The sequence below is a fragment of the Kribbella sp. NPDC002412 genome (assembly GCF_053592935.1).
In genome coordinates, this window is sequence record NZ_JBSFBL010000082.1 from 1 (window position 1) to 23,820 (window position 23,820).

Below are 23,820 nucleotides of genomic sequence, written 5' to 3' on the forward strand. Positions count from 1 at the left end.
CAGTTCGCCCAGCTGAGCCTGCGCAGAATCCGACAACACCAGCACCAGGATCCCGATCGACGGCAGCTCGGCCCGGATCGCGGCCGCCGCGCGCAGCCCTTCGTCGCTGTGACCGGGCGGCATCCGGACGTCGGTGATCACCACGTCCGGCGGCGCCTTGCGTACGACGGCCAGCAGCGTGTCCGCGTCACCGACGGCGTCCCGTACCTCGTGGCCGGCGCGGTCGAGAATGCTGGCCAGCCCCTCCCGCAACAGCATCGAGTCTTCGGCCAGCACGATGCTCAGTCGCCGAGTCGGCACGGGCACTCCATCCTGAGTCGAGTCGGCCCACCGGGTGGGCTGTCGATGTCGAGTGTGCCTCCCAAAGCGTCCAACCGGGTCACCAGCCCGGTGAGTCCGGTCCCGGCGCCTGCTCGCGCACCACCGACGCCGTCGTCGGTGATCGTGATGACCAGCCGATCGCGCTCGACCCACCCGGCCACCTCACACGTCCTGGCCTGCGCGTGCTTGGCGACGTTGGCCAGCGCCTCACTGACGACGAAGTACGCCGCCGCCTCGATCGGCGGCGGCAGTCGCGACGGCAGCGTCAGCTGCACGGTCACCGGCAGCGGACTCCGGTCCGCCACCTCCAGTACGGCGGCCTCGAGCCCGTGGTCGACGAGTACGCGCGGGTGGATGCCGCGGACCGCCTCGCGCAGGTCCGCCAACGCCGCCTCGGCCTCACTGTGCGCCTTCACGACCAGCCGCTTGCCCTCGCCCTCAGGCAGGTCGAGCTCTGCCAACCCCAGCGTCATCGTCAGCCCGACCAGTCGCTGCTGCACGCCGTCGTGCAGGTGCCGCTCGATCCGGGCCCGCTCGGTCTCGAACGCGTCCACCAGGTCGAGGCGGGACCGCCGCAGCTCGGCCAGGTTCCGCTGCAACTCCTCCTGCCGCGGACCCAGCATCGCCTTCGCCAGCGCGGCCTCCGCACCGGCGAGCACGCCGATCAGGTAGGAGCTCAGCGCGAAGAACGGCGGCCCGAAGCACAGCAGGAAGATGAACCCCTCCTGCGCGCTGTCCAGGATCCACGGCCCCATGCCCATCTGGTCGCCGTCCGCGATCACCGGCGCGGCCAGCGTCGTACCGAGGATCGTCGCGCTGATACCCGCGATCAGGGCGCTCAGCGGCCAGACGAAGACGCCGAGCACGAAGCCGTACCCGAGGGCCCGCAGCGAGGCCTGCTCCCGGCGCCGGAACTTCAGCTTCTCCCGCAGCGACAGCGACTCGGGCATCTTGGCGTGCGGGCTGCTGATCCCGTCGATCAGCACCAGCCCGGACCGCCACCGCTCGACTCGGCCGATCAGCACCCCGATCAGCGGGAACAGGGTGATCAGCAGGATTCCGATCAGGATCGGGCTGAGCAGCGCACTGGCCGCGGCGAGCCCGATCAGCACGCCGATGGTCACCACACCCACCGGGACCGACGTGAACAGGTACGCGTAGCTCCGCCACGGCCACGACGACACCAGGTACCGCGGCGACGCCATCGCCGCCCAGACGGTCATGGGGCCTCCCGGCCTGGACTGAGGAGCACAGGGAGCGAAGCGACCGGAGTGACGAGGGAAGGCCGGGAGTCACAGCCCCATGACCGCGCCGGCGCCGAAGGCCCGGCCGAAAGCATTGTCATCGGTCTGTCCACGGCGTCAGCCTAGGTGGGAGGCGGCCCGCTGGACGGTAGCGTGCGCGCTACTCCAGGTCTCTTGTGTGGGCCAGGGCTTCATAGCTGCTTTCCCGGTGTGCTGATTGCATGACCGCTACCGCGCCGACGTACCCGAGCGTCGTACCCACCGAACCGCCGGCCTTGCTGCTGGACGGCATCACCAAGACCTACCGGTCCAAGGCCGGCGCGGTCGACGCCCTGCGGGGCGTGACGTACCACTTCCACCGCGGCACGTTCACCGCCGTGATGGGCCCGTCCGGGTCCGGCAAGTCGACCCTGCTGCAGTGCGCGGCCGGGCTCGACCAGCCCACCAACGGCGCCGTCGTCCTCGGCGGAGTGAACCTGCGCGGGCTCAACGAGGTCGCGCTGACCAAGCTGCGCCGGAAGGAGATGGGCTTCGTCTTCCAGGCGTACAACCTGCTGCCGTCGCTGACCGTCTACGACAACGTCGCGCTCCCCCTGCGGCTCACCGGTCGCCGCCCGAGCCGCAGCGCCGTACACCAGGTGCTCGAGCAGGTCGGGCTGGACGGCAAGGCGAAGCGCAGGCCGGCAGAGCTGTCCGGTGGCCAGCAGCAGCGGGTCGCGATCGCGCGGGCGCTGATCACGCGGCCGTCGGTGTTCTTCGCCGACGAGCCGACCGGCGCGCTGGACAGCGGCACCAGCCGGCAGGTCCTGTCCTTGTTGCGCGACGCGACCGACCGGGCCGGGCAGACCGTGGTGATGGTCACCCACGACCCGGTCGCCGCCGCGTACGCCGAGCGCGTCCTGTTCCTGTCCGACGGCCTGATCGCCGGGCACCTCGAGCGCGGCACGCCGGCCCAGATCGCCACCGCGATGAGTCAGCTGGAGCGGTGATGTTCTACCTCAGCCGCCAGACGGTCGGCCGGCATCGCTCGCTGTACGCCGGCTCGTTCGTCGCGCTCGCCGTCGGAGTCTTCCTGCTCGGTCTCGCCGCCACCGCGACGGCCGCCACCATCGCGTACGACGGTCCGCTCGCCGCCGGCATCACCGTGACGACACTTGGGAGCCCGGACACGCCGCCCGAGCAGGTCCGGGTGCCGACGTCCGACGCCGACGTGTCCGGCCTGCAGACCGTGCTCAGCATGGTCGGGACACTCGCCGGGTTCATCACGATCTTCGTCATCGCCAGCACGTTCGCCTTCGCGGTCGCCTCGCGCCGCCGGGAGATCGGCCTGCTCCGGCTGATCGGCGCCACCCCCAGGCAGGTACGGCGGATGATCCTCGGCGAAGCGTTGGCCGTCGCCATCGCGGCCGCGCTGACCGGAGCCGTGCTGGCCCAGCTCGCGACTCCGCTGCTGCTCAGCAAAGCGTCGTACACCGAGCTGGCGCCGGTGGAGCTGGAGCCGGCCTCGCCATGGGTTCCGTTGTCGATCGCGGTCGGCGCCGGGGTGCTGGTGGCGATGCTCGGGGCTCGATCGGCCGCTCGCCGGGCCGGACGGGTCGGGCCGATCGACGCGCTGCGTGAGGCAGCGCTGGAGCCGCCGCGGATCGGGCCGGTGCGAATCGTCTTCGGGCTGCTGTTCCTGGCCGGATCGATCACGTTGCTGGCGCTGATCCGGCCGTCGACCGGCGAGGGTGTGATGCCGCTGGCGATGTTCACCCCGATGCTGCTCGTCATCGCGCTCACGCTGCTGGCGCCGCTCATCGTGCCGTGGATCAGCCGGCTGTGGTCGCTGCCGCTGACCAGGTGGACCCAGGTCTCCGGCCTCCTCGCGCGCAGCAACGTGATCGCCGCACCCCGCCGGAGCGCCTCGCTCGCGGCGCCGATCCTGGCGATCTCCGCGATCGCCGGGTCGATGGTGCTCAGCCTCAGCTTCGCCGCCGACAGCGCCGAGGCAGCCATTCGCGACGCCGTGCGCGCACCCGTCGTGGTCACCGGCTCACACCTGTCGTCCACCGACGGCGTGGCCGCTGCCGACGCAGGTGTGCCGCTGCAGTTCGTCCGGATCAGCCAGGACTATGCCCAGCTCGAGGACGCCGAGGGCATCGACCCGGCGATCGCGGTGAAGACCCGGCAGCTGGCTCCGATCGCCGGCGACCTCACCCAGCTCACCGGCAACACGGTTGCTGTCGGCAAGGAAACGGCCGGGTTCGAGCACTACCGGGTCGGCGACGAGGTCCCGGTGACGTTCCTGGACCGGAGCAGCGCCAAGCTCCGGATCGTCGCCATCGTCCCCGACGCGTTCGGCGCGAACCCGTCCTTCCTCGTGCCGCTCGACCTGGCCCGCGAGCACGCCCCGACGGCCGAGCCCGAACGGATCTTCGTGCTCCCCGAACCCGGCGTCGACCTGGTCGGCAAGCTCGACAACGCCGTACCCGCCGCCGAGTGGGAAGCGGAGCAGGCGCAGGGGGTCCGGAAGGGAAACCAGTTCGGGCTGATCCTGCTGCTCGGGCCGGCCGCTCTCTACAGCGCGATCGCGATCGCCAACACGCTGCTGATGGGCAGTCTGCAGCGGCGGCACGAGTTCGTCACGTCGCGGCTGCTGGGCGCCACGCCGGCCCAGATCCGCCGGATGGTGCTGTGGGAGTCGTCCTTGGTCGGCGCGGTCGCGCTCAGCCTCGGTACGGCGATCACGGTCACAGTCGGGATCCTGATCCGGCGGGCGCTGACGTCGGGTGTGGCCGACGTGCCGGTGACCGTCCCGTGGGGTGTGCTGCTGGGTATCGGCGGGATCTGTCTGACGCTGGCGGTAGGGTCCGCTCTGGCCCCGACGACGTACATCCTGCGCCGGTCGCAGCCGTCCGGAGCGCTGGACTAGACCGCTTGCCGCGGCTGTCTCGGCGCGATGGCGGGTCGTGGCCTCGCTCGTGGGGCCCCCGTCCCGGACTGAGGAGCGCAGGGAGCGAAGCGACTGGAGGGACGAGGGAAGGACGGGAACCAGGCCCCACGACGCGCCGCGCCGGAGGCGTGGCAATGTGCACTGCAAACCGCCGTTCACCAGGGACAATGGGCACGGCGCCGGACCGTCGCGGCGCCGTACCGTTCGATCGAGGAGCCGTAAGACCCGCATGGCACGCCGTTCCAGCACCACCGCCGAGCCCGAGGACTTCGAGGAGCGCATCCTCGACGTCGACGTCTCCGACGAGATGCGCACCAGCTACCTGGAGTACGCCTACTCGGTGATCTACTCCCGGGCGCTGCCGGACGCGCGGGACGGGCTGAAACCGGTCCAGCGGCGGATCCTGTTCTCGATGGCGGAGAACAACATCCGCCCCGACCGCGGCCACGTGAAGTCGGCCCGCGTCGTCGGTGAGGTCATGGGTAAGTACCACCCGCACGGCGACGGCGCGATCTACGACGCCCTGGTCCGGACCGCGCAGCCGTGGTCGATGCGGGTCCCGCTGATCGACGGCCACGGGAACTTCGGCTCCCTCGACGACGGCCCGGCCGCGATGCGGTACACCGAGTGCCGGATGGCGCCGTCCGCGCTGGCGATGACCAACGGCCTGGACGAGAACGTCGTCGACTTCCGGCCGAACTACGACGGCCAGGAGGAGGAGCCGGCGGTGCTGCCGGCCGCGTTCCCGAACCTGCTGGTCAACGGCGCCGCCGGGATCGCGGTCGGGATGGCGACCAACATGGCGCCGCACAACCTGGTCGAGGTGATCCAGGCGCTGCGGCACCTGATCAAGACCCCGAACGCCGACCTGGACGACCTGATGCGGTTCGTCCCCGGGCCGGACCTGCCGACCGGCGGCAAGATCGTCGGCCTGGAGGGCATCAAGGACGCCTACGCCACCGGCCGCGGCAGCTTCAAGATGCGCGCCACCGCCCGGATCGAGAACGTCACCCCGCGCCGCAAGGGCATCGTGGTCACCGAGCTGCCGTACTCGGTCGGCCCGGAGAAGGTGATCGAGAAGATCAAGACCCTGGTCCAGTCGAAGAAGCTGCAGGGCATCGCCGACGTCAAGGACCTGACCGACCGGACCCACGGCACCCAGCTGGTGATCGAGGTCAAGAACGGCTTCGTCCCCGAGGCGCTGCTGGAGCAGTTGTACAAGCTGACCCCGCTCGAGGACGCGTTCCACGTCAACAACGTCTGCCTGGTCGACGGCCAGCCGCGCACCCTCGGGCTCAAGGATCTGCTCGAGGTCTACCTCGGCCACCGGTACGACGTGGTCCGCCGGCGCAGCGAGTTCCGCCGGAAGAAGGCCCAGGACCGGCTGCACATCGTCGACGGCCTGCTGATCGCGATCCTGGACATCGACGAGGTCATCCAGATCATCCGCAGCAGCGACGACGCCGCCCAGGCCCGCGGCCGGCTGATGGAGATCTACGACCTGTCCGAGGTGCAGGCCAACTACATCCTGGACATGCCGCTGCGCCGGCTGACGAAGTTCTCCAAGCTCGAGCTGGAGACCGAGAAGTCCGAGCTGGAGCGCGAGATCGAGCGGCTGACCGCGATCCTCGAGGACGAGAACCTGCTCCGCAAGACGGTGTCCGACGAGCTGGCCGAGGTCGCGAAGACCTACGGCACGCCGCGGCGGACCGTGTTGCTGGAGTCGTCCGGCGCGACCAAGACCGCGGCCGTGCCGCTCGAGGTCAGCGACGACCCGTGCTGGGTGCTGATGAGCTCGACCGGCCTGCTCGCCCGCACGAACGGCGTGGAGCCGTTCGGCACCGGCGACGCCCGGGCCAAGCACGACGCGATCGTGTCCGCGGTGAAGAGCACCGCCCGCGGTCAGTACGGCCTGATCACCAGCGCCGGCCGGCTGATCCGGCTCGAGTCGCTCGACCTCCCCGCCGTACCCACGACGGCGAACGCGCCGAACCTGCAGGGCGGCGCGCCGGTGGCGGAGTTCGTGTCGCTGGAGCCCGGTGAGAAGGCGCTCGCGCTGACCACGATGGATCCCGACTCGATCGGCGTCGCCCTGGGTACGGCGGGTGGCGTCGTGAAGCGGGTGGTGCCCGACCACCTGAGCAACCGCGACGCGTGGGAGATCGTCCGGCTGAACGACGGCGACGAGGTCGTCGGCGCGGTCGAGCTGACGACCGGCGAGGAGGAACTGTGCTTCATCACCTCCGACGCGCAGCTGCTGCACTTCCCGGCGTCCGCGGTGCGTCCGCAGGGCCGGACCGCGGGCGGTATGGCCGGCGTCCGGCTCGGGAAGGACGCGAAGGTGGTGTTCTTCGGCGCCGTCGACTCCGGTCGTGAGGCGCACGTCGTCACGATCGCGGGCTCGTCCTCGGCGCTGCCGGGGACCGAGGTCGGCGCGGTGAAGGTGACGCCGTTCAGCGAGTACCCGGGCAAGGGGCGTGGCACCGGCGGTGTGCGCTGCCAGCGGCTGCTCAAGGGCGAGGACGGGCTGCTGCTCGGCTTCGTCGGCGCGGCTCCGGTCCGGGCGAGCGCGAACAGCGGCGCTCCGGTCGACCTGCCGCCGATCGACCCCCGGCGCGACGGCTCCGGCGTACCGGTTGCGCAACCTATCGCCGCATGCGCCGCGGACAGCGCCAGTTACGTGGCAGGCTGACGACATGAAGAGACTGCTCGCGCTGGGCGCGGTGCTGGTACTGGCGCTGGCGGGCTGCAGCGACGACAAGAAGGACGCCGACGGCGGCACCACCCAGCCCGGCGACGACCCGGTCGCGCTGCTCACGGCCGCCAAGACCACCATCGACCAGGCGGCCAGCGTGCACATCGTGCTGACCGGACGCGATCTGCCGGAGAACGCGCAGACCCTGAACAGCGGTGACGGGGTGGCGACGCACGCCCCGGCGTTCAAAGGCAAGCTGACCGTCCGCACGGCCGGCTCGACGATCGACGCCGAGGTGGTCGCGGTCGGCAGCAAGGTCTACGCGAAGCTGCCGTTCACGACCAGCTTCACCGAGCTGCCACCGTCGCAGCTGGCCGCGCTCGGCGCGCCCGACCCGGCGATCCTGCTCGACCCGGACAAGGGCCTGACCTCGCTGCTGCCGACGCTGAAGGACCCGAAGATCAAGGGTGAGACCCGGGACGGCGCCAGGGTGCTGACCGAGATCACCGGCACCGTGCAGGGCAAGTCGCTGCAGGGCATCTTCCCGAAGGCGCCGGCCGACCAGGACTTCCCGAGCACGTTCAAGATCGACAAGGACACCAAGCAGTTGGTGTCGGCAACGATCACCGGCCCGTTCTACGACGGCGCCACCAGCAGCTACGACGTCACCCTGGACAAGTACGGCGAACAGGTCGAGATCACCAAGCCGTGAGCGAGGAGCCGCCAGTCAGCCAGCGGTCCGGTGACGCAGCGCCCTCGCCGGTGAGCAGCCCCCGGGTCCACCTCACCCTCGCGTCGATCGCGGTCGCCTTCGCGGCGGCCGACACCTACGTCGTGGTGCTGGCGTTGCCGGACATGATGGCCGGGGTCGGGCTGTCCGCGGACGAGCTCCAGCGGGCGGCGCCGATCATCTCCGGGTTCCTGCTCGGCTACATCGCCGTCCTGCCGCTGATCGGCCGGATCGCCGACGTCGTCGGCCGCACCCCGGTCCTGATCGGCGCACTGCTGCTCTTCGCGGTCGGGTCGCTGATCACCGCCGGGGCGTACGACCTGTCGTTGGTGGTGACCGGTCGGTTTCTGCAGGGTGTCGGCGGTGGCGGCCTCGTGCCTGCCACGCTCGCTCTGGTCGCCGACCTGTGGCCGGCCGACCGCCGAGGTCTACCGCTTGGCGTGGTGGGCGCCGTACAGGAGATCGGGTCGGTGCTGGGCCCGCTGCTGGGCGCGCTCGTGCTCGCGGTCGCGGACTGGCGGTACATCTTCTGGCTGAACCTCCTGGTGGCTGTGGTTCTCGCACTGCTGCTGCGCGGGTGGAAGGCCCCGCCACTCTCGGCTTCGGTCGGCTTCCTCGCCTGTGTGGCGCTCGGCCTCACCTTGACTGCGCCCGAGCGGTTGGCGACCGGTGTGACGCTCGGCATCCCGTTCGTCCCGTTCTCCGGCGACTCCCGGCTGTTGACTCCGATCGGCGTGGTCACCGCCGTACTGCTGCTCCTCTGGGTGGCGCTGCTGCTCCGCAGGACGCGTCTGCGGGCAACGCTCGAGCAGGTCGACCTCGTGGGCGCGCTACTGCTCGCGCTGGCGCTGGCCGGTGTGGTGCTCGCGTTTGCGACCGCTGATCCCGAGCGGGAGCTGATGTCGCCGGCCGGCCCGTGGCTGCTGGTCGGAGCCGCCGTGTTCGCGGTGGCGTTCGCGGTCTGGCAACGCCGTACGGCGCGGGCGATCGTGCCGCGTGGTCTGCTCGGCGCCCCGCCCGCGTGGGGTTCGCTGGTGGTCAGCTTCCTCGTCGGCTCCGCGTTGATAGCGGCGCTGGTCGACGTACCCGTGTTCGCGCGGACGACCCAGGGCGGCGGGCAACTGGCGGCCGCGTTGGTGTTGCTGCGGTTCCTGATCGCGTTACCGGTCGGTGCGGTCGTCGGCGGCTGGCTGACCCGGCGCTACGGGCTCGGCGTGATCACCGGAGCCGGGCTCGCGCTCGCCGGTGCGATGTTCGTGGCGATGGCGTTCTGGGGTCGCGACGCACTCGATCACTGGCCGGCGACCGTCGTACTGCTGCTGTGCGGCTTCGGCTTCGGGCTGGCGTTGTCGCCGGTCAACACGGCCATGCTCGGCGCCACTCCCCCGGACAGCCACGGCCTGGTCAGCGCGCTGGTCGTGGTCGCCCGGATGGTCGGCATGCTCGTCGGCGTCTCCGCACTCACAGCGATCGGTCTACGGCGGTACTTCGCCCTCGTCGGAGACATCCCGTCCCCGAACGAGCTCTGCCCATCAGCCCCCGGTTCGTGCCGTCCCTTCGTCGACGCCCTGCGCGACGCCGCTGTTTCACAAGTTCACGCAATCTTCGCCGGCGCCGCCGTTTGCGCCTTCCTGGCCGCGATCCTGGCCGTCCTCCTCCTCGGCCGACGTGGCGTTGTGCACAGATGATGGTCATCGTGCCGAAGCCCGGTCCCAGCTGACGTACCGTGATCCCGTGACCGCACGACTCGACCCAACCGGCCGGCCGGGCCTGTGTTCGACGTTCTGTCGCGAGTTGCGCGAGCCGATGCCTGGTACGGCGGTCGTCGCCAGCGGCTGGGTGCTCGTCGAGCAGCCCGGGCCGTGGGGTGCGAAGGCGCCGACACAAAGTCATCTTGATCCGGAGTTCGGTCGCGCGATCGACCAGGCGTGCAAGAAGGCGGACGTGCGGTTCGGGCTGATTCGCTCCCCCGGCCGGCACCCGGACACGGTCGAACGCTCACACCAGGTGTACGTCGCCTCGACCCGCCCCGGCCGGACCTGGCTGCTCGGTGGAGCTGTCGCCGACCCGGTGGAACTGGACGAGCTCGACCTCGATGCCGTCGGCCGTGGCGATCAGGATGCCGTGGTCGAGTCGCTGCCGGCGCTGACCGTGGTCGACGAGCCGGTGATGCTGGTCTGCACCAACGGCAAGCGCGACGAGTGCTGCGCGCTCCTCGGCCGGCCCCTGGTCCAGGCGGTCGCCGCGGCCGCACCCGGCCACGTCTGGGAGGCGAACCACCTCGGCGGGCACCGGTTCGCACCGACCGCAACCGTGCTCCCCTTCGGCACGATGCACGGCCACCTGACTGCCGACACCGCCGTCGGCGTCCTGGAGGCCGCGCGTCGTGGGGAGACCGTGCTGACCGGGCTGCGCGGCCGGTCGACCTGGTCGAACCCCGGCCAGGCGGCGGAAATCGCCGTACGTGAGCTCATCGGTGAGCTTGCGCTGGATGCCCTCAGTGTGGCGGGCGAAGAGCTGGGAACCGTGACCGTGGTGCATCGCGACGGCCGGTCCTGGAATGTGCCGGTCACCAGCGCACCGGCCGATCCACCTCGTCCGGAGTCCTGCGGAAAGGAGCCGTTCGCCATGTCGATCCTGCGTGCCGAGACCCCAGTGCCGGGTGACATCCGATGACCAGTGGATTCGAGGACCTGCTGGCCGCCAACGCCGACTACGCCGCCGACTTCCACTACGGCGGGTTCGACGGGATCGCGCACGCCGGCGTCGGCGTCGTCACCTGTATGGACTCGCGGATCCCCCCGCTGGAGATGCTCGGGCTGAAGCCGGGTGACGCGAAGGTGCTGCGCAGCGCCGGCGGCCGGGTCACCGAGGTGACGATGACCGGGCTGGTGCTCGGCGTCCAGCTGCTCGGTGTCCGCCGCATCATGGTCATCCCGCACACCCGCTGCGCGATGGCCGCGATGTCCGAGGACGAGCTGCGCGCCAAGGTCGAGACCGCCGCCGGGAAGCCGGCCGGCTACCTGCCGATCCACGTCATCCCCGACCAGCTCGAGGCGCTCCGCCACGACGTCACCGCCGTTCGCGACCATCCGCTCATCGGCGACGACATCCTGGTCGGCGGCTTCATGTACGACGTGGACACCGGCCGCCTCACCCAGGTCGACTGACACACCCAGAGGAGCTGCTTCCGTGCCGGGTCCCGCCCACCCCCAGTCCCTCGCTCCCCCCGCACTCCGCCCGTTGCTGCTGGCAACCGTCCGGCCCACCGGATGGTTGCTGGAGCGGCTGCGCCTGCAGGCCGACGGGATGGCCGGGCACCTGGACGAGTTCTGGCCCGACATCGCCCGCAGCGGCTGGATCGGCGGTGACGCCGAGGGCTGGGAGCGCGGACCGTACTGGCTCGACGGCATCGCCGGGATCGCCTACCTGCTCGACGACGAGCGGCTGAAGGCGAAGGTACGGCGCTGGGTCGGCTACATCCTCGATCACCAGCACCCGGACGGCTGGTTCGGGCCGCGCTCGGGCGACTCGACGTACGCGGACCATGACGTCTGGCCGCGGATCATCGTGCTGAAGGCGCTGCTGCAGCACTTCGACGCGACCGGTGACGAGCGGGTGGTGCCGGCCGCGCTGCGGTTCCTGCGGTTGCTCGACGTACTGCTGGACGAGTGGCCGCTGGAAGAGTGGGCGCGGTCGCGGTGGACCGACGTGGTGTGGGTGATCAACCAGCTGCACGACCTGACCGGCGAGGACTGGCTGTTGCCGCTCGCGGCGAAGTGCCGGGAGCAGGGGTTCGACTGGTTCGGGTACGCCGACGACCTGCCGTTCCGCGGGAAGGTGCCGGACGCGGCCCTGCAGGCCGCGAAGGCCGAGCACGACGGCGTCTGGATGAACGACGTCCACCTGTCCTCCCATGGCGTGAACGTCGCGATGGGCCTCAAGGCGATGCCGGTCTGGTCGCGTCACGACTCCACCGACGATCAGCAGGCCCGTCTTCTGCGTCTGGTCGCGGCCCTGGACGAGCACCACGGGCAGGCGAGCGGCCTGTTCAGCTGCGACGAACACCTGGCCGGTCGCCACCCCCTCACCGCCCTGTCCTACGCCCCCTGCTCCTTCTCGTACGGCGACCTGTCCGTCGACGTCGCCACGTCGTACCCGTTCGAGGACGACATCACGATCACGGTCAGCGGCTCCGGCGTCGTACCGCTCAACCTCCGCATCCCCGCCTGGGCCACGGACGCCACCGTCGACGGCAAGCCAGTTGCCGCCGGCACCATTCACCAGGTACGACGCGACTGGTCCGGCGGACCGCACGTCGTACAACTGCACCTCCCGGCCACGGTGAAGACGGTCTCGCGGACGGCCGGCACCCTCGAACGCGGTCCCCTGGTCTTCGCACTCCCCATCCCCGCGACCCGGCACCGCATCGGTGGCGACGACCCGCACGCCACCTGGGAGATCCACCCGGCCGGCCCATGGAACTACGCCATCGACCCGGCCACCGTCCAGCTCGACCGCCGGCCGCTGACCGAGCACCCCTTCGTGAGGTCCCCGATCCAGCTCCGAGTCCAGGGCCGCCAAGTCCCGGCTTGGACCCTCGAACACGGTGCCGCCGCCGCACCCCCGCCCGCGCCGGCCACCACCGGCGACGCGCAGGACCTCACCCTCGTCCCCTACGGCTGCACAACCCTGCGCGTCACCGAACTACCGCTGACCTCGTAGGCCTCAGAGCTCGTCGAGCACCTCGATCTCCTCGACCGCGGAGCTCCCCTCGCGGACCAGGGCGAAGGCGGCTTTCACCTCGGGGAGGTTCGGGGCGAACTCTCGCACGGACTTGAGCGTGTCCATCGAGTCCCAGCGCCAGACGCCGACCCACTGACCGTCGGGCAGTCGGCCGAGGCGAGCCTCGGTCAGCCCGGGGGTGGCGGTGCGGACGGCCTCGACCAGGGCGGTGTGGCGATCCCGGATCTCGGTCGCCTCGACGGTGTCGACTGTCTCGAACCGGGTGACTGCGATGAGTGACATGACTAGCGCCTTTCTCTAGAGTTGACTTATAGCGAATGAATCTAGAGATAGACTCTAGTCATGACTGTTGTCAAGCGGCCCAACCGGCGGGCGGAGAAGGCGGCCGAGACCCGGCGGCGGATCATTCAGGCGGCGACCGAGCTGTTCGTCGAGGACGGGTACGGCGCGACCAACCTGCAGGACGTGGCCGACCGGGCCGGCGTCGCCGTCCAGACGATCTACTTCGTCTTCGGCAACAAGCGGGCCCTGCTCAAGGAGCTCGTCGACGTGACCATCGCCGGAGACTCCGAGCCGATCGCGACGATGGAGCGCCCGTGGTTCACCGACGCCGTCAAGGCGGCGACGGCTGAGGGGATGCTCACCGCCTACGTCCCCGGCTCGAGCGCCGTGCTGCGGCGGGTCTCACCGATCATGCGCGTCCTGGAGGCCGCCGTCGCGAACGACCCCGAGGTCGCCGCGCTCTGGCCGCCGGACGAGGACCTGCGGTACGTCGTCCAGCGCGCAGCCGCGGACGCCTTGGTCGCGAAGCCAGGCGCCCGCAAGGACCTCAGCGCCGAGGACGCCGCCGACATCCTCTACGCCATCCTCAGCCCCGAGCTCTACCTGCTCTTCACCCGGGACCGGGCTTGGTCCCACGACCGCTGGCTGCAGTGGGCCGGTGAGACCCTCCGCAGCCAGCTGTGCGTCACTGGTGGAGCGTAACCTTGCCGGTGTCGAGGTCGTAGTAGGCGCCGACGAGCTTGAGCTTGCCGGACTTCTCCAGAGGGCCGATGACGGGTGACTGGCGAAGCTTGGCGAGAACTAAGCCCACGTTGGCGTGGATGGCGTTGGTGAGACGGTCGCCTGGTTTGCCGGCGACCTGGCGGACGGCCGGGGCGAGCGTGTCGACGAGGTAGTCCATCTCGCCTGCCTCGGCGGTGCGCTGGCCGGCGTCGAGCGCCTTCATCGTCGCGGTGAGCGCGCCACACCGCTGGTGGCCGAGGACCATCAGCAGCGGCGTGTGCAACTCGGCGACGCCGAACTCCAGGCTCCCGGTCACCGAGTGGTCCAGTGCTTCGCCGGCACTCCGTACGACGACCAGGTCGCCGAGCCCTTGGTCGAAGACGAGCTCGATCGGCACCCGCGAGTCCACGCAGCCGAGCACGGTGGCGAACGGCGTCTGTCCCTTGCTCACGGCAACGCGGCGGGCGATCCCCTCGTCCAGGTTCTCCTCGCGATCGGCGACGAACCGCGCATTGCCTTCCTGTAGTCGCTTCAGCGCCTGGTTGCCGTCAGCAACCGGCGGCGCGGAGGGTGGATAGGTGCCGGCCAGCGTCTGTCCGGCGCTCGAGGCGACCGACGAGGGCGTCGTACCGTCGTCGGCGCAGGCAGTGAGGGCGGCGCCGCCGGCTCCGGCGACGAGAGTAGTCTGCAGGGCGGTGGTCAGGAACCGGCGCCGCGAGGTGACGGGCGCCGCGACCGGACCGCGGCGAGATGTGATGCTCAACGATGTGCTCCTTGATGAGGGCGGCGTGGGCGACGCCGCCTTCTGAAGGTAACCCCTTGCATACTGTCTGCAATACCCGGGGTGGTCAGAAATCTGATCGAGTTCCGGTAGAGATCTGATAGACAGCTCTTATGAGACTCCGCCCCAGCTCGTTCTCACGCTCCCTGCTCATCGGTGCGATCGCCCTGACCACGGCCCTGTCGGGCGCGCCGACCGTCCATGCCGCACCCACCACCGGCTGTCTCGACACCGCTGTCAAAGGCACCGTCGAGGAGCAGCGCCTGGACAACGGGGTCGCCGGCGGCCCATCGGTGCCCGCCGAGATCCTCCGCCGCTCCGGCTTCGACCGGCACGTCGCGCTGTTCACCCGCCTGCTCTGCTCAGCGCCGAACAGGCACGCCGCGGCCGTCCTCGTCCGCACCCAAGGCGAAGCCCTCTGGCGTACGGCGACCCACCGCGCGCAGCACCCGCAGACCCAGCCCGGCGCACTGCCCGCCACCGACGATCGCGGCCTCTACTGGGCGCGCATCTCGATGGCTCTCGCCCTCCGGCAGTGGCAACCGGAGTTCATCCTCGGTACGGCGGACCGCGCCGGTCTGATCCGGTCACTCGAGTACAGCTCCCGCGGAATCACCGGCACCCGGTTCGCGCCGGGTGTGCAGAAGATCCTGGTGACCGGCTTCGACCCGTTCACGCTCGACGCGGACATCCGGATCGGGAACCCGTCCGGCGCCAACGCCTTGACCCTCGACGGTCAGCGCTGGGTGGTGAACGGCAAGACCTACGAGATCCAGACGGTCGTCTTCCCGGTCCGGTACACCGACTTCGACGAGAACATGGTCGAGAACGCCCTCGCCCCGCACTACCGCCCAGGTCCGCAGCGGGCCGATCTGGTCATGACTGCGAGCCAAGGCCGGGTGGGCATCTTCGACCTGGAGGTGTTCAACGGCCGGCGCCGTTCGGTCAGCTCGATCGGTGACAACAACAACCTGTGGGGTGGCGGCACGACCAGCGCACCCGTCGTCTCCCCCAGCATGCCGGCGGGTCCCGAGTGGCTGACCTCCAGCCTGCCGCTGGCCCGGATGGCGCAGGCCGACGTCACGCCGTTCCGGATGCGGGTCAACACCAGCGTGCTCGAGATCCCGGCCGGTCAGAGTCAGCCCGTGCGCCAGCCGCTCGGCCCGACGCCCGGTTCGATCGCGTCCGAGGGAGCCGGCGGCGGTTACCTGTCCAACGAGGTTGCCTACCGCAACACGTTGCAGCGCGACCTGCTCGACCCGTCGATGCCGGCCGGTCACCTGCACGTCCCGGTGCTGTCCTTCGACCCGGCGAACAAGACCGCGATCACCGACCCGACGTACGAGGCCAACCGGGAGGCGATCGTCCGCGGCTCGCATGCCGCGCTGCGTGCCGCGCTCGGCTAGAGCTTCAGTACGTCGGCAGTCCGCACGGGCTGACCGGTTTCGAACGAGCGGTTGGCGGCCAGCCCGGTGACCAGGGCCAGGGCTGCCTGCCGCGCGTCCGCGACGTCCGTGCCATGCGTCTGATCGTCGTCGAGCAGTGCGGCCAGGACCCGAGGATCGGCGCCGCCATGGCCGGTGTGATCAGGCTCGACCGTGTAGTCGACGGGCGGCGACCACAGCGGGCGAAGCGTGATGCTCGTCCGGAATGTCGACTCTTCGACATCCAGCTCCAGCCGGCCGCGTGATCCGTTGAACATCACCCGGTAGCCCTCTGCCGGTGAGTACGCGGTCAGGTGGTACGTCATCGTCGCGCCGGTGTCGTAGGACACCAGCAGCGCCATGTCGTCCTCGATCGTCACGCCGGGCGCGAACACGTTGCGATCGCGGTAGTACCCGTCCTCGCCCTCGGCATCCAGGTATAGCTCCCGCAGCGTTGCGTTGTTCGCCAGGTGCAACGCGAACGGGTCGTCCAGCGCCTCGGCGGACCCGTGCGCCCGTGCGTAGTCCCGCGCGTACCCGTGCCGTCGGTCGGGACCGTAGAAGGCCAGTTGCCCCCGTCCGTAGACGAGGTCCGGCTCGGCGCCGAGCCACCAGTTCACCAGGTCGAAATGATGACTGGCCTTGTGGACCATCAGGCCGCCGGAGTTCGCCTTGTCGCGATGCCACCGCCGGAAGTAGTCCGCGCCGTGCGACACATCGAGGAGCCACTCGAAGTGCACGGAATGCACGTCGCCGATCGCGCCCTCGGCCAGCAACGACCGCACCCGCCGGTGCACCGGGTTGAAACGGTAGTTGTACGCCACCGACAGCGACCCACCCGTCTCCCGGACGGCGTCGAGAATGCGCTGCGCCTTCTCCGCGTCCGTCGTCATCGGCTTCTCGCTGATCACCCGGACACCTGCTCGCAGGGCCGACTCGATGTACCGGTCATGAGTCGCGTCGACACTCGTCACCACCAGCAACTCGATTCGCTCGACCCGCAGCATCTCGTCGAACCGCGCCGGCGGCCACTGATGAGCAGTACGGCGACCGGCTGCCAGCAGCATCCGGTTGTGGAAGGCCATCCGGACCGAGTTCGGGTCGCACAACGCCACGACGTCGTACCCGTCCCGCTTGGCGAGGCCTTCGGTGAACAGCTGCGCCCGGTGGCCGGCGCCGACGATCGCGGTCCGCACAGGTGTGGACATGGATGACCCCCTATTGCTTGACCGCGCCGGCCAGGCCGTTGACGAAGAAACGTTGCAGCAGCAGGAACAGCAGGACGATCGGTGCGAGCGTGATCACCGTCCCGGCGCACAGCAGCGTCCACTCGGTCGAGTTCTCGCCGATGAACGCGTACATGCCGATCGCGAGCGTGCGCAGCTCCGGCCGGCCGAGCGTGAAGACCAGCGGGATGAAGAAGCTGTTCCAGGCGGTGATCGCGGTGAACAGCCCGACCGTGGCCAGCATCGGGCCGGACAGCGGCAGCATGATCCGCGCGAACGTCTGGTGGAAGTTCGCGCCGTCGACCTGGGCCGCGTCCTCGAGCTCACGGTCGATCGCCATGAAGTAGCCCATGAACAGGAAGGTGCCGAACACCACCCCGCCGGACGCCTGCACGATGATCACCGCCCACAGGCTGTTCAGCAGGTGCAGCCGCTGCATCAGCTCGAACACCGGGATGATCGTGTAGCCGTGCGGCAGGAACAGCGTCGCCGACACCAGCCCCAGGCAGAAACCCCGCCCCGGGAAGCGTGTCCGGGCAAGTACGTATCCCGCGGCGGACGTGACTACTAAAGTAACCACCACCGTCCCGAGGGTGATCAGAAAAGTATTCATGAAGTACCGCCCGAACGACGCCTCGCGCCACGCGTCCAGGTAGTTCGACCAGAGGAACTGCGACGGCATCGGGTTCAGCCCGCGACCGAAGAACTCATCGTCACTCTTCAGCGAACTGCCCAGCGCCCAGAACAGCGGGTACAGCCAGGCCAGACCGCTGACCAGCAACGCGACGTGCGTCATCGCCGTCACCATGCGCCGCCGAGTCATCTCCCGCCTCCTGTCCCCCGGCGCCTCGCGAGAGAGCGCAGTACGACGACCTGGACCACGGAGAACACGATCAGCAGCAACCCGTAGATGAACGACGCCGCCGATGCGAGCCCGATGTCGGGCTGGACCGCGTTCGCGTTACTGCCGCCGAAGGCCAGGTGGTAGATGTAGGTGTTCACGACCTCGGTGGAGAAGTACGGACCGCCGCTGGTCAGCACCTGGACCAGGTCGAAGATCTGGAACGTCCCGATCACCGCGAGCACGACGATCACCACACCGACCGCCCGCAGCATCGGGATGGTGATGTACCGGAACGTCGCGACCCGGCCGGCGCCGTCCAGCCTGGCCGCCTCGTAGAGCTCCTCCGGGATCGTCTGCAGCCCGGCCAGGAAGTACACCAGGTTGTAGCCGAAGGTGTGCCAGATCCCGACCAGGATGATGATCGCCATCGCGAAGTGCGGGTCTCCCAGCCAGTCGACCGGCCGGTCGATCAGGTGCACCTTCAGCAGCGCGTCGTTGATCGACTCGCCGAAGTTCGACACCAGCAGCTGGATCACGACGCCGATCACCGCGGCCGACGTCACCACCGGCAGGAAGAACAGGGTCCGGTAGAAGGACGCGAACCGCAGCCGCTTGTTGTTCAGCACCAGCGCTAGGGCGAGCGCCAGCACGAGCTGGATCGGCACGACGAAGGCGGCGTACACGAAGGTGTGGCCGAGCGACCGCCAGAAGATGCTGTCGTGGACGATCTGCCGGAAGTTGTCCAGCCCGACGAAGTCGGTCGGGTCGCCGATGCCGTCCCACTTGTAGAACGTGTACCCGAGCGACGCGATGATCGGATACACCACGAACCCGAGCAGCAGCACCATCATCGGCGCCAGGTAGACGTACGACCACAGGTACGTACGGCGACGCCGCCGGCGGACCACTGGTGGCGGCCCTCCGGTGGCGACGTCGTCCCGTACGGCGGTCAGCACCATCAGGCGACCGGTTTCGTCGTGTACGGCTTGGTCAGGTCCCAGTCGGTGAAGGCGAAGTCCTTCAGGCTGGCGCCGGCCCCTACCTTCTGCACCGCGTCGCCCAGCGCCTGGTTCAGCTTGCCCGTGAGCTCACTGAGCGCACCCTGGACATCCTTGACCTGACCGGTGTAGATGCCGGCCAGTACGTCGTTGATGTCCGGCTTGACCGCGGGCAGTTCGAGCTTGGTCAGCTTCGGGTTCCGGATCGTCGGTTGCGGACCGACCACGGCGGCCCCCGCCATGGCGACGTACTGCGCGAACGGCGCGAAGGTGACCGCCTTCGGGTCGTTGTTCTGGGCGTAGACCGAGAGCCCCTGGCCCTGCTCGACCCAGCGCTTGCCGGCGTCCGCGCTGTAGAGCCAGTCGAACCAGGCCCAGGCCTCGTCGGCGTGCTTGGACTTCGACGAGACCGCGACGAACCGGCCGCCGGGCGGGCCGTAGAACAACGCCTTCGGGTCCCCGCTCGGCGTGGGCAGGGTGACCAGGCTGTAGTCGGTGAACTTGTGCTTGGTCCACTCCGGCTGGTTCCAGACCCCGCCGACGGTCATCCCGAACCGGCCGCGCTCGAAGAACGCCCGCGCCTGCTCGTCGGAGATGCTCATCGAGCTCGGGTAGAACCAGTTCTTGCTCTTCCACTCCAGCAGCAGGTTGATCACGTCGGCGTAGTTGCGGTCGGTGCCGAACGTCCACTGCCCGACCCGGTAGTCCATCCCGTCGATCCCGCCGACCGCGGCGCCACCCGGCGACCCGGCGCCGCGGACGAACAGATCGAGCCACCAGGCCAGGGTCGTGTTCGTCGAGTTGCCGAAGCCGAACGCCGCCACCTTGCCACCGCTCTTCGACGCGATCGCCTCGGCCGCGCGGCTCACGTCGTCCCAGGTCTTCGGCAGCTTCACGCTGCCGTCGGGGTTGGTCAGCCCGGCCTCCTTGAAGACGCCGTGGTGAACGTACAACTGCAGTGACGGCGCCGGCGCCGCGAACGGCGCGGTGTACACCTTGCCGTCGAAGACGTCGACGCCCTCCACGAAGCTGTTCTGCGGGAAGCGGGACTGCCAGGACTTCGTCGCCCACTTGTCCACCGGCATCAGCCAGCCCTGCGAGACCTGCTGGCTGAGCTGCGGGCTCTTCGGGATCATCAGGATGTCGGGCGGGTTGTTGCTGCGGTACGCGAGCGAGACCAGGTCGGCGTACTTGTCGCTGACCTGCGTGGTCTTCTTCACCGCGATCCCGGGATTGGCCTCCTGGAACAGCTTGATCTCGTTGTCGACCCAGCCGGCCTGGCTGGCGTACCAGTCCCAGTACGTGATGGTGGTCTGGGCCTTCGAGCCCTCGCCGCCGTCGCCCGACGAGGAGCAGCCGGCGACCGCTCCCGCACCGGCCAGGGCCGCGGCACCACGGAGCAGGGTCCGTCGTGAGATGCGTGATGACATGGTGATTCCTCCAGTGGATCTCAGGTGCAGGCCGGCGACGCCGACGAAGCGGTCTGGGTCAGGGCGCCGAGCCGCCAGGTGAGTGGGCTGCCGTCCCAGGTGACCGCGACGCGACGCGGCCGCTGGAAGGGCAGGAAGTGCACGGTCTGGCCGCGGTCCGACGGCCCGGGGCTGAAGTAGTTGTCGCTCCCGACCGGGACCGGGACGTAGTAGTTGTTGGCGTTCGAGTAGCCGAAGTACGCCGTGTAGGTGTTGTCGACCGTGTTTCGTACGACGCACGCCGCGGTCGGTTGCACCGGGTTGAACACGGTCTGCTCGACGCCGGCCGGCTGCAGGGCCGCATCGTCCACAGAGACGTTGTCGTTGGCGACAACCCACTCGGCCCTGGTGAGCGTGCCCGTCCAGCTGACCGGGATGTTGTTCGCGGCAACCTTCGTCCAGCCGGACGCGTTCACCGCGGCCGACACCAGTGGCACGGTCGCGACCGACCCGTCCGACTTCGTCAGCTTCAGCTGCACCTGAGCCGTGCCCGTGCCTGACGCGAGCCGGATCCAGGCCGAGGTCTTGTACGACGCTCCGTTCGTCACGGTCACGGTTTGCGTCGGCGCCGTACCGAGGATCGAGGTGGAGCCGCCGTGCACCTGACCGGTCTGCGCCGTGCAGGCCGTCGAACAAGTCCAGTTGTCTGTGCCCTGCTCGGCGTCACCGTTGGTCAGGAGATCGCGGCCGGCGACCGGCTTCGCCTTCGGGGCGAAGGAGGTGTCGTCGACCAGCAGGTTGCCGGTGCCGGTCGTCGTACTGATCCACCACTCGGCCTTGGTGAGCGTTCCGGTCCAGGCGACCTTCGTGTTGGCCGCGGAGATCCGCGTCCAGCCGGTGCTCGTGACCGGCGCCTGCCCGAGCCTGATCGTGGTCGATCCGGTCGACGTGGTCAGTTTCAGGCTGACCATCGCGGTGTCGGATCCGCTCGCGAGTCGCACCCAGGCGGACGAGTCGTACAGGCCGCCGTTCACCACGGACACGCCCTGCGCGGGCCCCGCCCACGCTGCTCCCCGACCGGTGACCGACAGATCGCCGCCGCCGGTGTGCGGTGTGGTCGCCGCGTTCTTGAGGGTGCAGGTGCCGAGGCAGTACCAGCCCGTCGTGCTGGACTGATTCTCGAGCGTCCCGTTCACCAGGACCGACGGCGTCGGCAAGTACGGCGTTGTCGCGGGCGGACCCTGGGCGGGTGGCGGCGTGCCGTCGGTCGGCGTGATTCTGATGTCGTCGAGAGTGCACTCCGACGTGGTCGGGTTCGGGTTGGACCAGGCGAACACCTGGATCCATTTCGTCCCGGTCGGTGGAGTCAAGGCCGCGAGCTTCTGCGTGTAGGCGCGTTCGTCGGCGTAGGTGAGCTCGTGCTGGAAGGTCGGCGTACCTGCCGCCGCTCCCCCACGGACGCCGATGTAGCACTGGGTGCCGCCGCCGTTGAGGCGTCCCCAACCGGACAGCAGGTAGCTCGTGCCCGGCGTGAGGCCGGTGATGTTCTGCGTCACGCCCGAACCTGGGCTGAGCGACAGCGCGGCGTGCCCGCTGTGCGCGTTGGCGGCCGTCGACGGGCCGGTGCCGAGCGGAGTCCAGCCGCGGGCGCCGCTCTCGAAGCCGCCGTCGCCGACCGGGTTGGGCTGGTCGGTCCGGACCGTGGTCGCGATGCCGTCGGCAATCACCTTCACGGATGCGCCGGCGGTGGTCGGCATCGGCACCTTGACCTGCTTGGAGATGCCGTTCACGGTGACCGTCACCAGGTAGTCACCGAGGAAGCCCCGAGTCCCGAAGGTCCCGGCCGCACTGGTCTGGCCGTTTGCGCTCGTGTGCCACTGCCGCTTGATCAGGTCCTCCCAGACCAGCGCGTTCGGCTTCGGCGACCAGTCGGCGTTGTAGAGCGCGACCCGCGGGTTGTAGATGTTGTTGGCCCAGATCCCGAAGTTGCTGATCTGGTTGACGTTCGGGTTCGAGAACATCGCGGTCATGAAGTCGCGGGTGTAGTCCGCCTGCAGTTGCAGGTCGTCGGTGTCCACGTCGAACTCGGTGATCACCACCGTCACGCCGAGCGCGGCGAACTGGTCGACGATCGTCATCAGGTCGTCCGGCGAGGTCAGCTGCAGCCCGTTGAAGTGGCTCTCCATCCCGACCAGGTCGATCGGGGCACCGGATGCCTTCAGCGACTGCACGATGCCGTAGACGTGGTCGCGGTGCCGCTCCTCCCAGCCGTTGTTCTCCAGCAGGCCGTAGTCGTTCAGCGCCAGCGGCACGGTCGGGTCGGCCTGCCGGGCCAGCCGGAACCAGGAGGCGATCTCGTCCGGCCCGAGGATGTCCTGCAGGCTGTGCTCGGAGTACGGCTCGTTCACCACGTCCCACTCGTCGACGATCCCCTTCAGTGCCGTCGCCTCGTCGGTGATGTGGTTGCTCACCCGGGCCCGGAGGGCGGCTGGGTCGTTCTGCAAGGTGACCAGGTCGGGTGGCATGTAGCCCCAGGACGGCCAGATCAGGTTGTGGCCGCGGACCCGCAGGCCGTGTTCCCGCATCCACTGCAGAGCAGGCATCGTGATCGTGTCCCGCTCGACCTGGTTCTCCCAGTGGTTGCTCCACTTCAGGTTGTTGCCCAGGGCTCCTTGATTGAACAGCGTCGAGGCCTTGCTCTGGTACTGCGCGAGGTCACTCGCGCTGATCCCGCTCGACGGGTCGCCGATCAGCCGCGACCCGTCGGAGGCGGCGCCGAACCTGAACGCGCTGGTCTGCTGTACGGCGGACACCGTCGCGCCGCTGACCGGGTTGCCGGCCGGGTCCACGACCGAGACGGCGAGGTTTCCCTTGCGGTACTGGTCGATTCTGGCGTTGGCCGCCGTACGCCAGGCTGCGTTGGCCTCGCGGCCTTCGTACGTCACCTGCGGGTAGCCGGCCGGCGTGCCCGGCCCGTAGTCCTTGACCGAGACGCCGGCGATCTGGAACTTCTGAGCGCCGTACCCGAGCCAGAGGTTGAGGTGCGCCGCGGTCGCCGTCCCGGCTTCGTAGGTCACGGCGGCGCGGACCGGGAACTCGAACTTCTGCCACTCCGGCCCGTAGAGCAGGGCCGCGTTCATCGACTTCTTGTACGGCGGTCCGTCGGTCTCGAACACCACGTGCGCGTTACCCGTCGTACTGCCGGGCGTCGGCTCGATCGACCGCATCCACAGGGTCGCGACGAGCGCGTCGCCGGCGGTCACGGTCTGGGCCGCGGCGACGCCGAGGGTGATCTCGTACTCGCCGTCCAGTCCCGGGCTCTGCGGGGCGTTCGGCACGGTGACCTCGAGGGCCTTGGTGAAGTTCGGGTTGCCGGTGATCGGGACCTGCTGCGTCGAGTCGGCGGGCACAGGGGCCGAGCAGGACGACATCGGGGCACAGCTTGCCGACATGGAGAAGTGC

19 protein-coding genes are annotated in these 23,820 nt (G+C 69.5%); 10 read left to right on the forward strand and 9 right to left on the reverse strand.

Annotated features, from left to right (window positions below):
* Both ACWCOV_RS38205 and ACWCOV_RS38210 read right to left on the reverse strand, forming a co-directional pair.
* The coding region (locus tag ACWCOV_RS38205) for a response regulator (RefSeq protein ID WP_449834262.1) at positions 1-300 on the reverse strand (300 nt) is incomplete at its 3' end.
* Entirely contained in the window at positions 282-1,544 is a 1,263-nt protein-coding gene (locus tag ACWCOV_RS38210) for a sensor domain-containing protein (RefSeq protein ID WP_449834263.1), read from the reverse strand. The genes ACWCOV_RS38205 and ACWCOV_RS38210, both read right to left, overlap by 19 nt.
* A 242-nt stretch (positions 1,545-1,786) precedes the next feature.
* Between ACWCOV_RS38210 and ACWCOV_RS38215 the strand changes: the two genes are divergently transcribed.
* From ACWCOV_RS38215 to ACWCOV_RS38250, 8 genes are all read left to right on the forward strand, one after another.
* Positions 1,787-2,554, forward strand: a complete 768-nt coding sequence (locus tag ACWCOV_RS38215) for an ABC transporter ATP-binding protein (RefSeq protein ID WP_449834264.1) — start codon at positions 1,787-1,789, stop codon at positions 2,552-2,554.
* Positions 2,554-4,479, forward strand: a complete 1,926-nt coding sequence (locus ACWCOV_RS38220) for an FtsX-like permease family protein (protein ID WP_449834265.1) — start codon at positions 2,554-2,556, stop codon at positions 4,477-4,479. Before ACWCOV_RS38215 ends, ACWCOV_RS38220 begins: the two co-directional genes overlap by 1 nt.
* A gap of 250 nt (positions 4,480-4,729) precedes the next feature.
* The gene (locus ACWCOV_RS38225) at positions 4,730-7,192 is read left to right on the forward strand and encodes a DNA gyrase/topoisomerase IV subunit A (RefSeq protein ID WP_449834266.1); all 2,463 of its coding nucleotides are present in this window, start codon (positions 4,730-4,732) and stop codon (positions 7,190-7,192) included.
* Positions 7,193-7,196: 4 nt separating this feature from the next.
* Entirely contained in the window at positions 7,197-7,907 is a 711-nt protein-coding gene (locus ACWCOV_RS38230; RefSeq protein ID WP_449834267.1) for an LppX_LprAFG lipoprotein, read from the forward strand.
* On the forward strand, positions 7,904-9,613 hold the full coding sequence (locus ACWCOV_RS38235) for an MFS transporter (RefSeq protein ID WP_449834268.1): 1,710 nt from the start codon (positions 7,904-7,906) through the stop codon (positions 9,611-9,613). Before ACWCOV_RS38230 ends, ACWCOV_RS38235 begins: the two co-directional genes overlap by 4 nt.
* 46 nt (positions 9,614-9,659) lie before the next feature.
* On the forward strand, positions 9,660-10,601 hold the full coding sequence (locus ACWCOV_RS38240; protein WP_449834269.1) for a sucrase ferredoxin: 942 nt from the start codon (positions 9,660-9,662) through the stop codon (positions 10,599-10,601).
* Positions 10,598-11,095 carry a beta-class carbonic anhydrase gene (locus ACWCOV_RS38245; protein ID WP_449834270.1) on the forward strand — a complete coding sequence of 166 codons (498 nt, stop codon included), beginning with the start codon at positions 10,598-10,600 and terminating at the stop codon, positions 11,093-11,095. Before ACWCOV_RS38240 ends, ACWCOV_RS38245 begins: the two co-directional genes overlap by 4 nt.
* Before the next feature lie 22 nt (positions 11,096-11,117).
* Positions 11,118-12,650, forward strand: coding sequence for a beta-L-arabinofuranosidase domain-containing protein (locus ACWCOV_RS38250; protein WP_449834271.1), 1,533 nt, complete (start codon positions 11,118-11,120; stop codon positions 12,648-12,650).
* Between the two features lie 3 nt (positions 12,651-12,653).
* On the opposite strand, the gene ACWCOV_RS38255 is transcribed toward ACWCOV_RS38250, so the two are convergent.
* Positions 12,654-12,953, reverse strand: a complete 300-nt coding sequence (locus ACWCOV_RS38255) for a hypothetical protein (RefSeq protein ID WP_449834272.1) — start codon at positions 12,951-12,953, stop codon at positions 12,654-12,656.
* Positions 12,954-13,013: 60 nt separating this feature from the next.
* Between ACWCOV_RS38255 and ACWCOV_RS38260 the strand changes: the two genes are divergently transcribed.
* The gene (locus ACWCOV_RS38260) at positions 13,014-13,655 is read left to right on the forward strand and encodes a TetR/AcrR family transcriptional regulator (protein ID WP_449834273.1); all 642 of its coding nucleotides are present in this window, start codon (positions 13,014-13,016) and stop codon (positions 13,653-13,655) included.
* Here the strand turns inward: ACWCOV_RS38260 and ACWCOV_RS38265 are convergent.
* A complete protein-coding gene (locus ACWCOV_RS38265) occupies positions 13,639-14,439 on the reverse strand; it encodes a carbonic anhydrase (RefSeq protein ID WP_449834274.1) in 801 nt (266 codons plus the stop codon). The genes ACWCOV_RS38260 and ACWCOV_RS38265 overlap by 17 nt on opposite strands.
* A gap of 131 nt (positions 14,440-14,570) precedes the next feature.
* Between ACWCOV_RS38265 and ACWCOV_RS38270 the strand changes: the two genes are divergently transcribed.
* Positions 14,571-15,863 (forward strand): hypothetical protein, encoded by a 1,293-nt coding sequence (locus ACWCOV_RS38270; RefSeq protein ID WP_449834275.1) that lies wholly within the window; start codon positions 14,571-14,573, stop codon positions 15,861-15,863.
* Here ACWCOV_RS38270 and ACWCOV_RS38275 read toward each other — a convergent pair.
* Genes ACWCOV_RS38275 through ACWCOV_RS38295 form a run of 5 tightly spaced genes read right to left on the reverse strand, consistent with a single transcriptional unit; the run spans position 15,860 to position 23,789 of the window.
* Entirely contained in the window at positions 15,860-17,089 is a 1,230-nt protein-coding gene (locus ACWCOV_RS38275) for a Gfo/Idh/MocA family protein (RefSeq protein ID WP_449834276.1), read from the reverse strand. The two genes, ACWCOV_RS38270 and ACWCOV_RS38275, sit on opposite strands and share 4 nt — an antisense overlap.
* 10 nt (positions 17,090-17,099) lie before the next feature.
* Positions 17,100-17,930 (reverse strand): carbohydrate ABC transporter permease, encoded by an 831-nt coding sequence (locus ACWCOV_RS38280; protein ID WP_449834277.1) that lies wholly within the window; start codon positions 17,928-17,930, stop codon positions 17,100-17,102.
* Complete coding sequence (locus ACWCOV_RS38285; RefSeq protein WP_449834278.1) at positions 17,927-18,910, reverse strand: carbohydrate ABC transporter permease; 984 nt, start codon at positions 18,908-18,910, stop codon at positions 17,927-17,929. Before ACWCOV_RS38285 ends, ACWCOV_RS38280 begins: the two co-directional genes overlap by 4 nt.
* Entirely contained in the window at positions 18,910-20,379 is a 1,470-nt protein-coding gene (locus ACWCOV_RS38290; protein ID WP_449834279.1) for an ABC transporter substrate-binding protein, read from the reverse strand. Before ACWCOV_RS38290 ends, ACWCOV_RS38285 begins: the two co-directional genes overlap by 1 nt.
* Positions 20,380-20,399: 20 nt before the next feature.
* Entirely contained in the window at positions 20,400-23,789 is a 3,390-nt protein-coding gene (locus ACWCOV_RS38295; protein ID WP_449834280.1) for an endo-1,4-beta-xylanase, read from the reverse strand.
* Positions 23,790-23,820: the final 31 nt, after the last annotated feature.

Bases quoted from the DNA above. Each gene is read 5' to 3' on its own strand.
- ACWCOV_RS38210 (WP_449834263.1), bottom strand. From the start codon at position 1,544: ATGACCGTCTGGGCGGCGATGGCGTCGCCGCGGTACCTGGTGTCGTCG.
- ACWCOV_RS38215 (WP_449834264.1), top strand. From the start codon at position 1,787: ATGACCGCTACCGCGCCGACGTACCCGAGCGTCGTACCCACCGAACCG.
- ACWCOV_RS38220 (WP_449834265.1), top strand. From the start codon at position 2,554: ATGTTCTACCTCAGCCGCCAGACGGTCGGCCGGCATCGCTCGCTGTAC.
- ACWCOV_RS38225 (WP_449834266.1), top strand. From the start codon at position 4,730: ATGGCACGCCGTTCCAGCACCACCGCCGAGCCCGAGGACTTCGAGGAG.
- ACWCOV_RS38230 (WP_449834267.1), top strand. From the start codon at position 7,197: ATGAAGAGACTGCTCGCGCTGGGCGCGGTGCTGGTACTGGCGCTGGCG.
- ACWCOV_RS38245 (WP_449834270.1), top strand. From the start codon at position 10,598: ATGACCAGTGGATTCGAGGACCTGCTGGCCGCCAACGCCGACTACGCC.
- ACWCOV_RS38255 (WP_449834272.1), bottom strand. From the start codon at position 12,953: ATGTCACTCATCGCAGTCACCCGGTTCGAGACAGTCGACACCGTCGAG.
- ACWCOV_RS38260 (WP_449834273.1), top strand. From the start codon at position 13,014: ATGACTGTTGTCAAGCGGCCCAACCGGCGGGCGGAGAAGGCGGCCGAG.
- ACWCOV_RS38270 (WP_449834275.1), top strand. From the start codon at position 14,571: ATGAGACTCCGCCCCAGCTCGTTCTCACGCTCCCTGCTCATCGGTGCG.
- ACWCOV_RS38275 (WP_449834276.1), bottom strand. From the start codon at position 17,089: ATGTCCACACCTGTGCGGACCGCGATCGTCGGCGCCGGCCACCGGGCG.
- ACWCOV_RS38280 (WP_449834277.1), bottom strand. From the start codon at position 17,930: ATGACTCGGCGGCGCATGGTGACGGCGATGACGCACGTCGCGTTGCTG.
- ACWCOV_RS38285 (WP_449834278.1), bottom strand. From the start codon at position 18,910: ATGGTGCTGACCGCCGTACGGGACGACGTCGCCACCGGAGGGCCGCCA.
- ACWCOV_RS38290 (WP_449834279.1), bottom strand. From the start codon at position 20,379: ATGTCATCACGCATCTCACGACGGACCCTGCTCCGTGGTGCCGCGGCC.
- ACWCOV_RS38295 (WP_449834280.1), bottom strand. From the start codon at position 23,789: ATGTCGTCCTGCTCGGCCCCTGTGCCCGCCGACTCGACGCAGCAGGTC.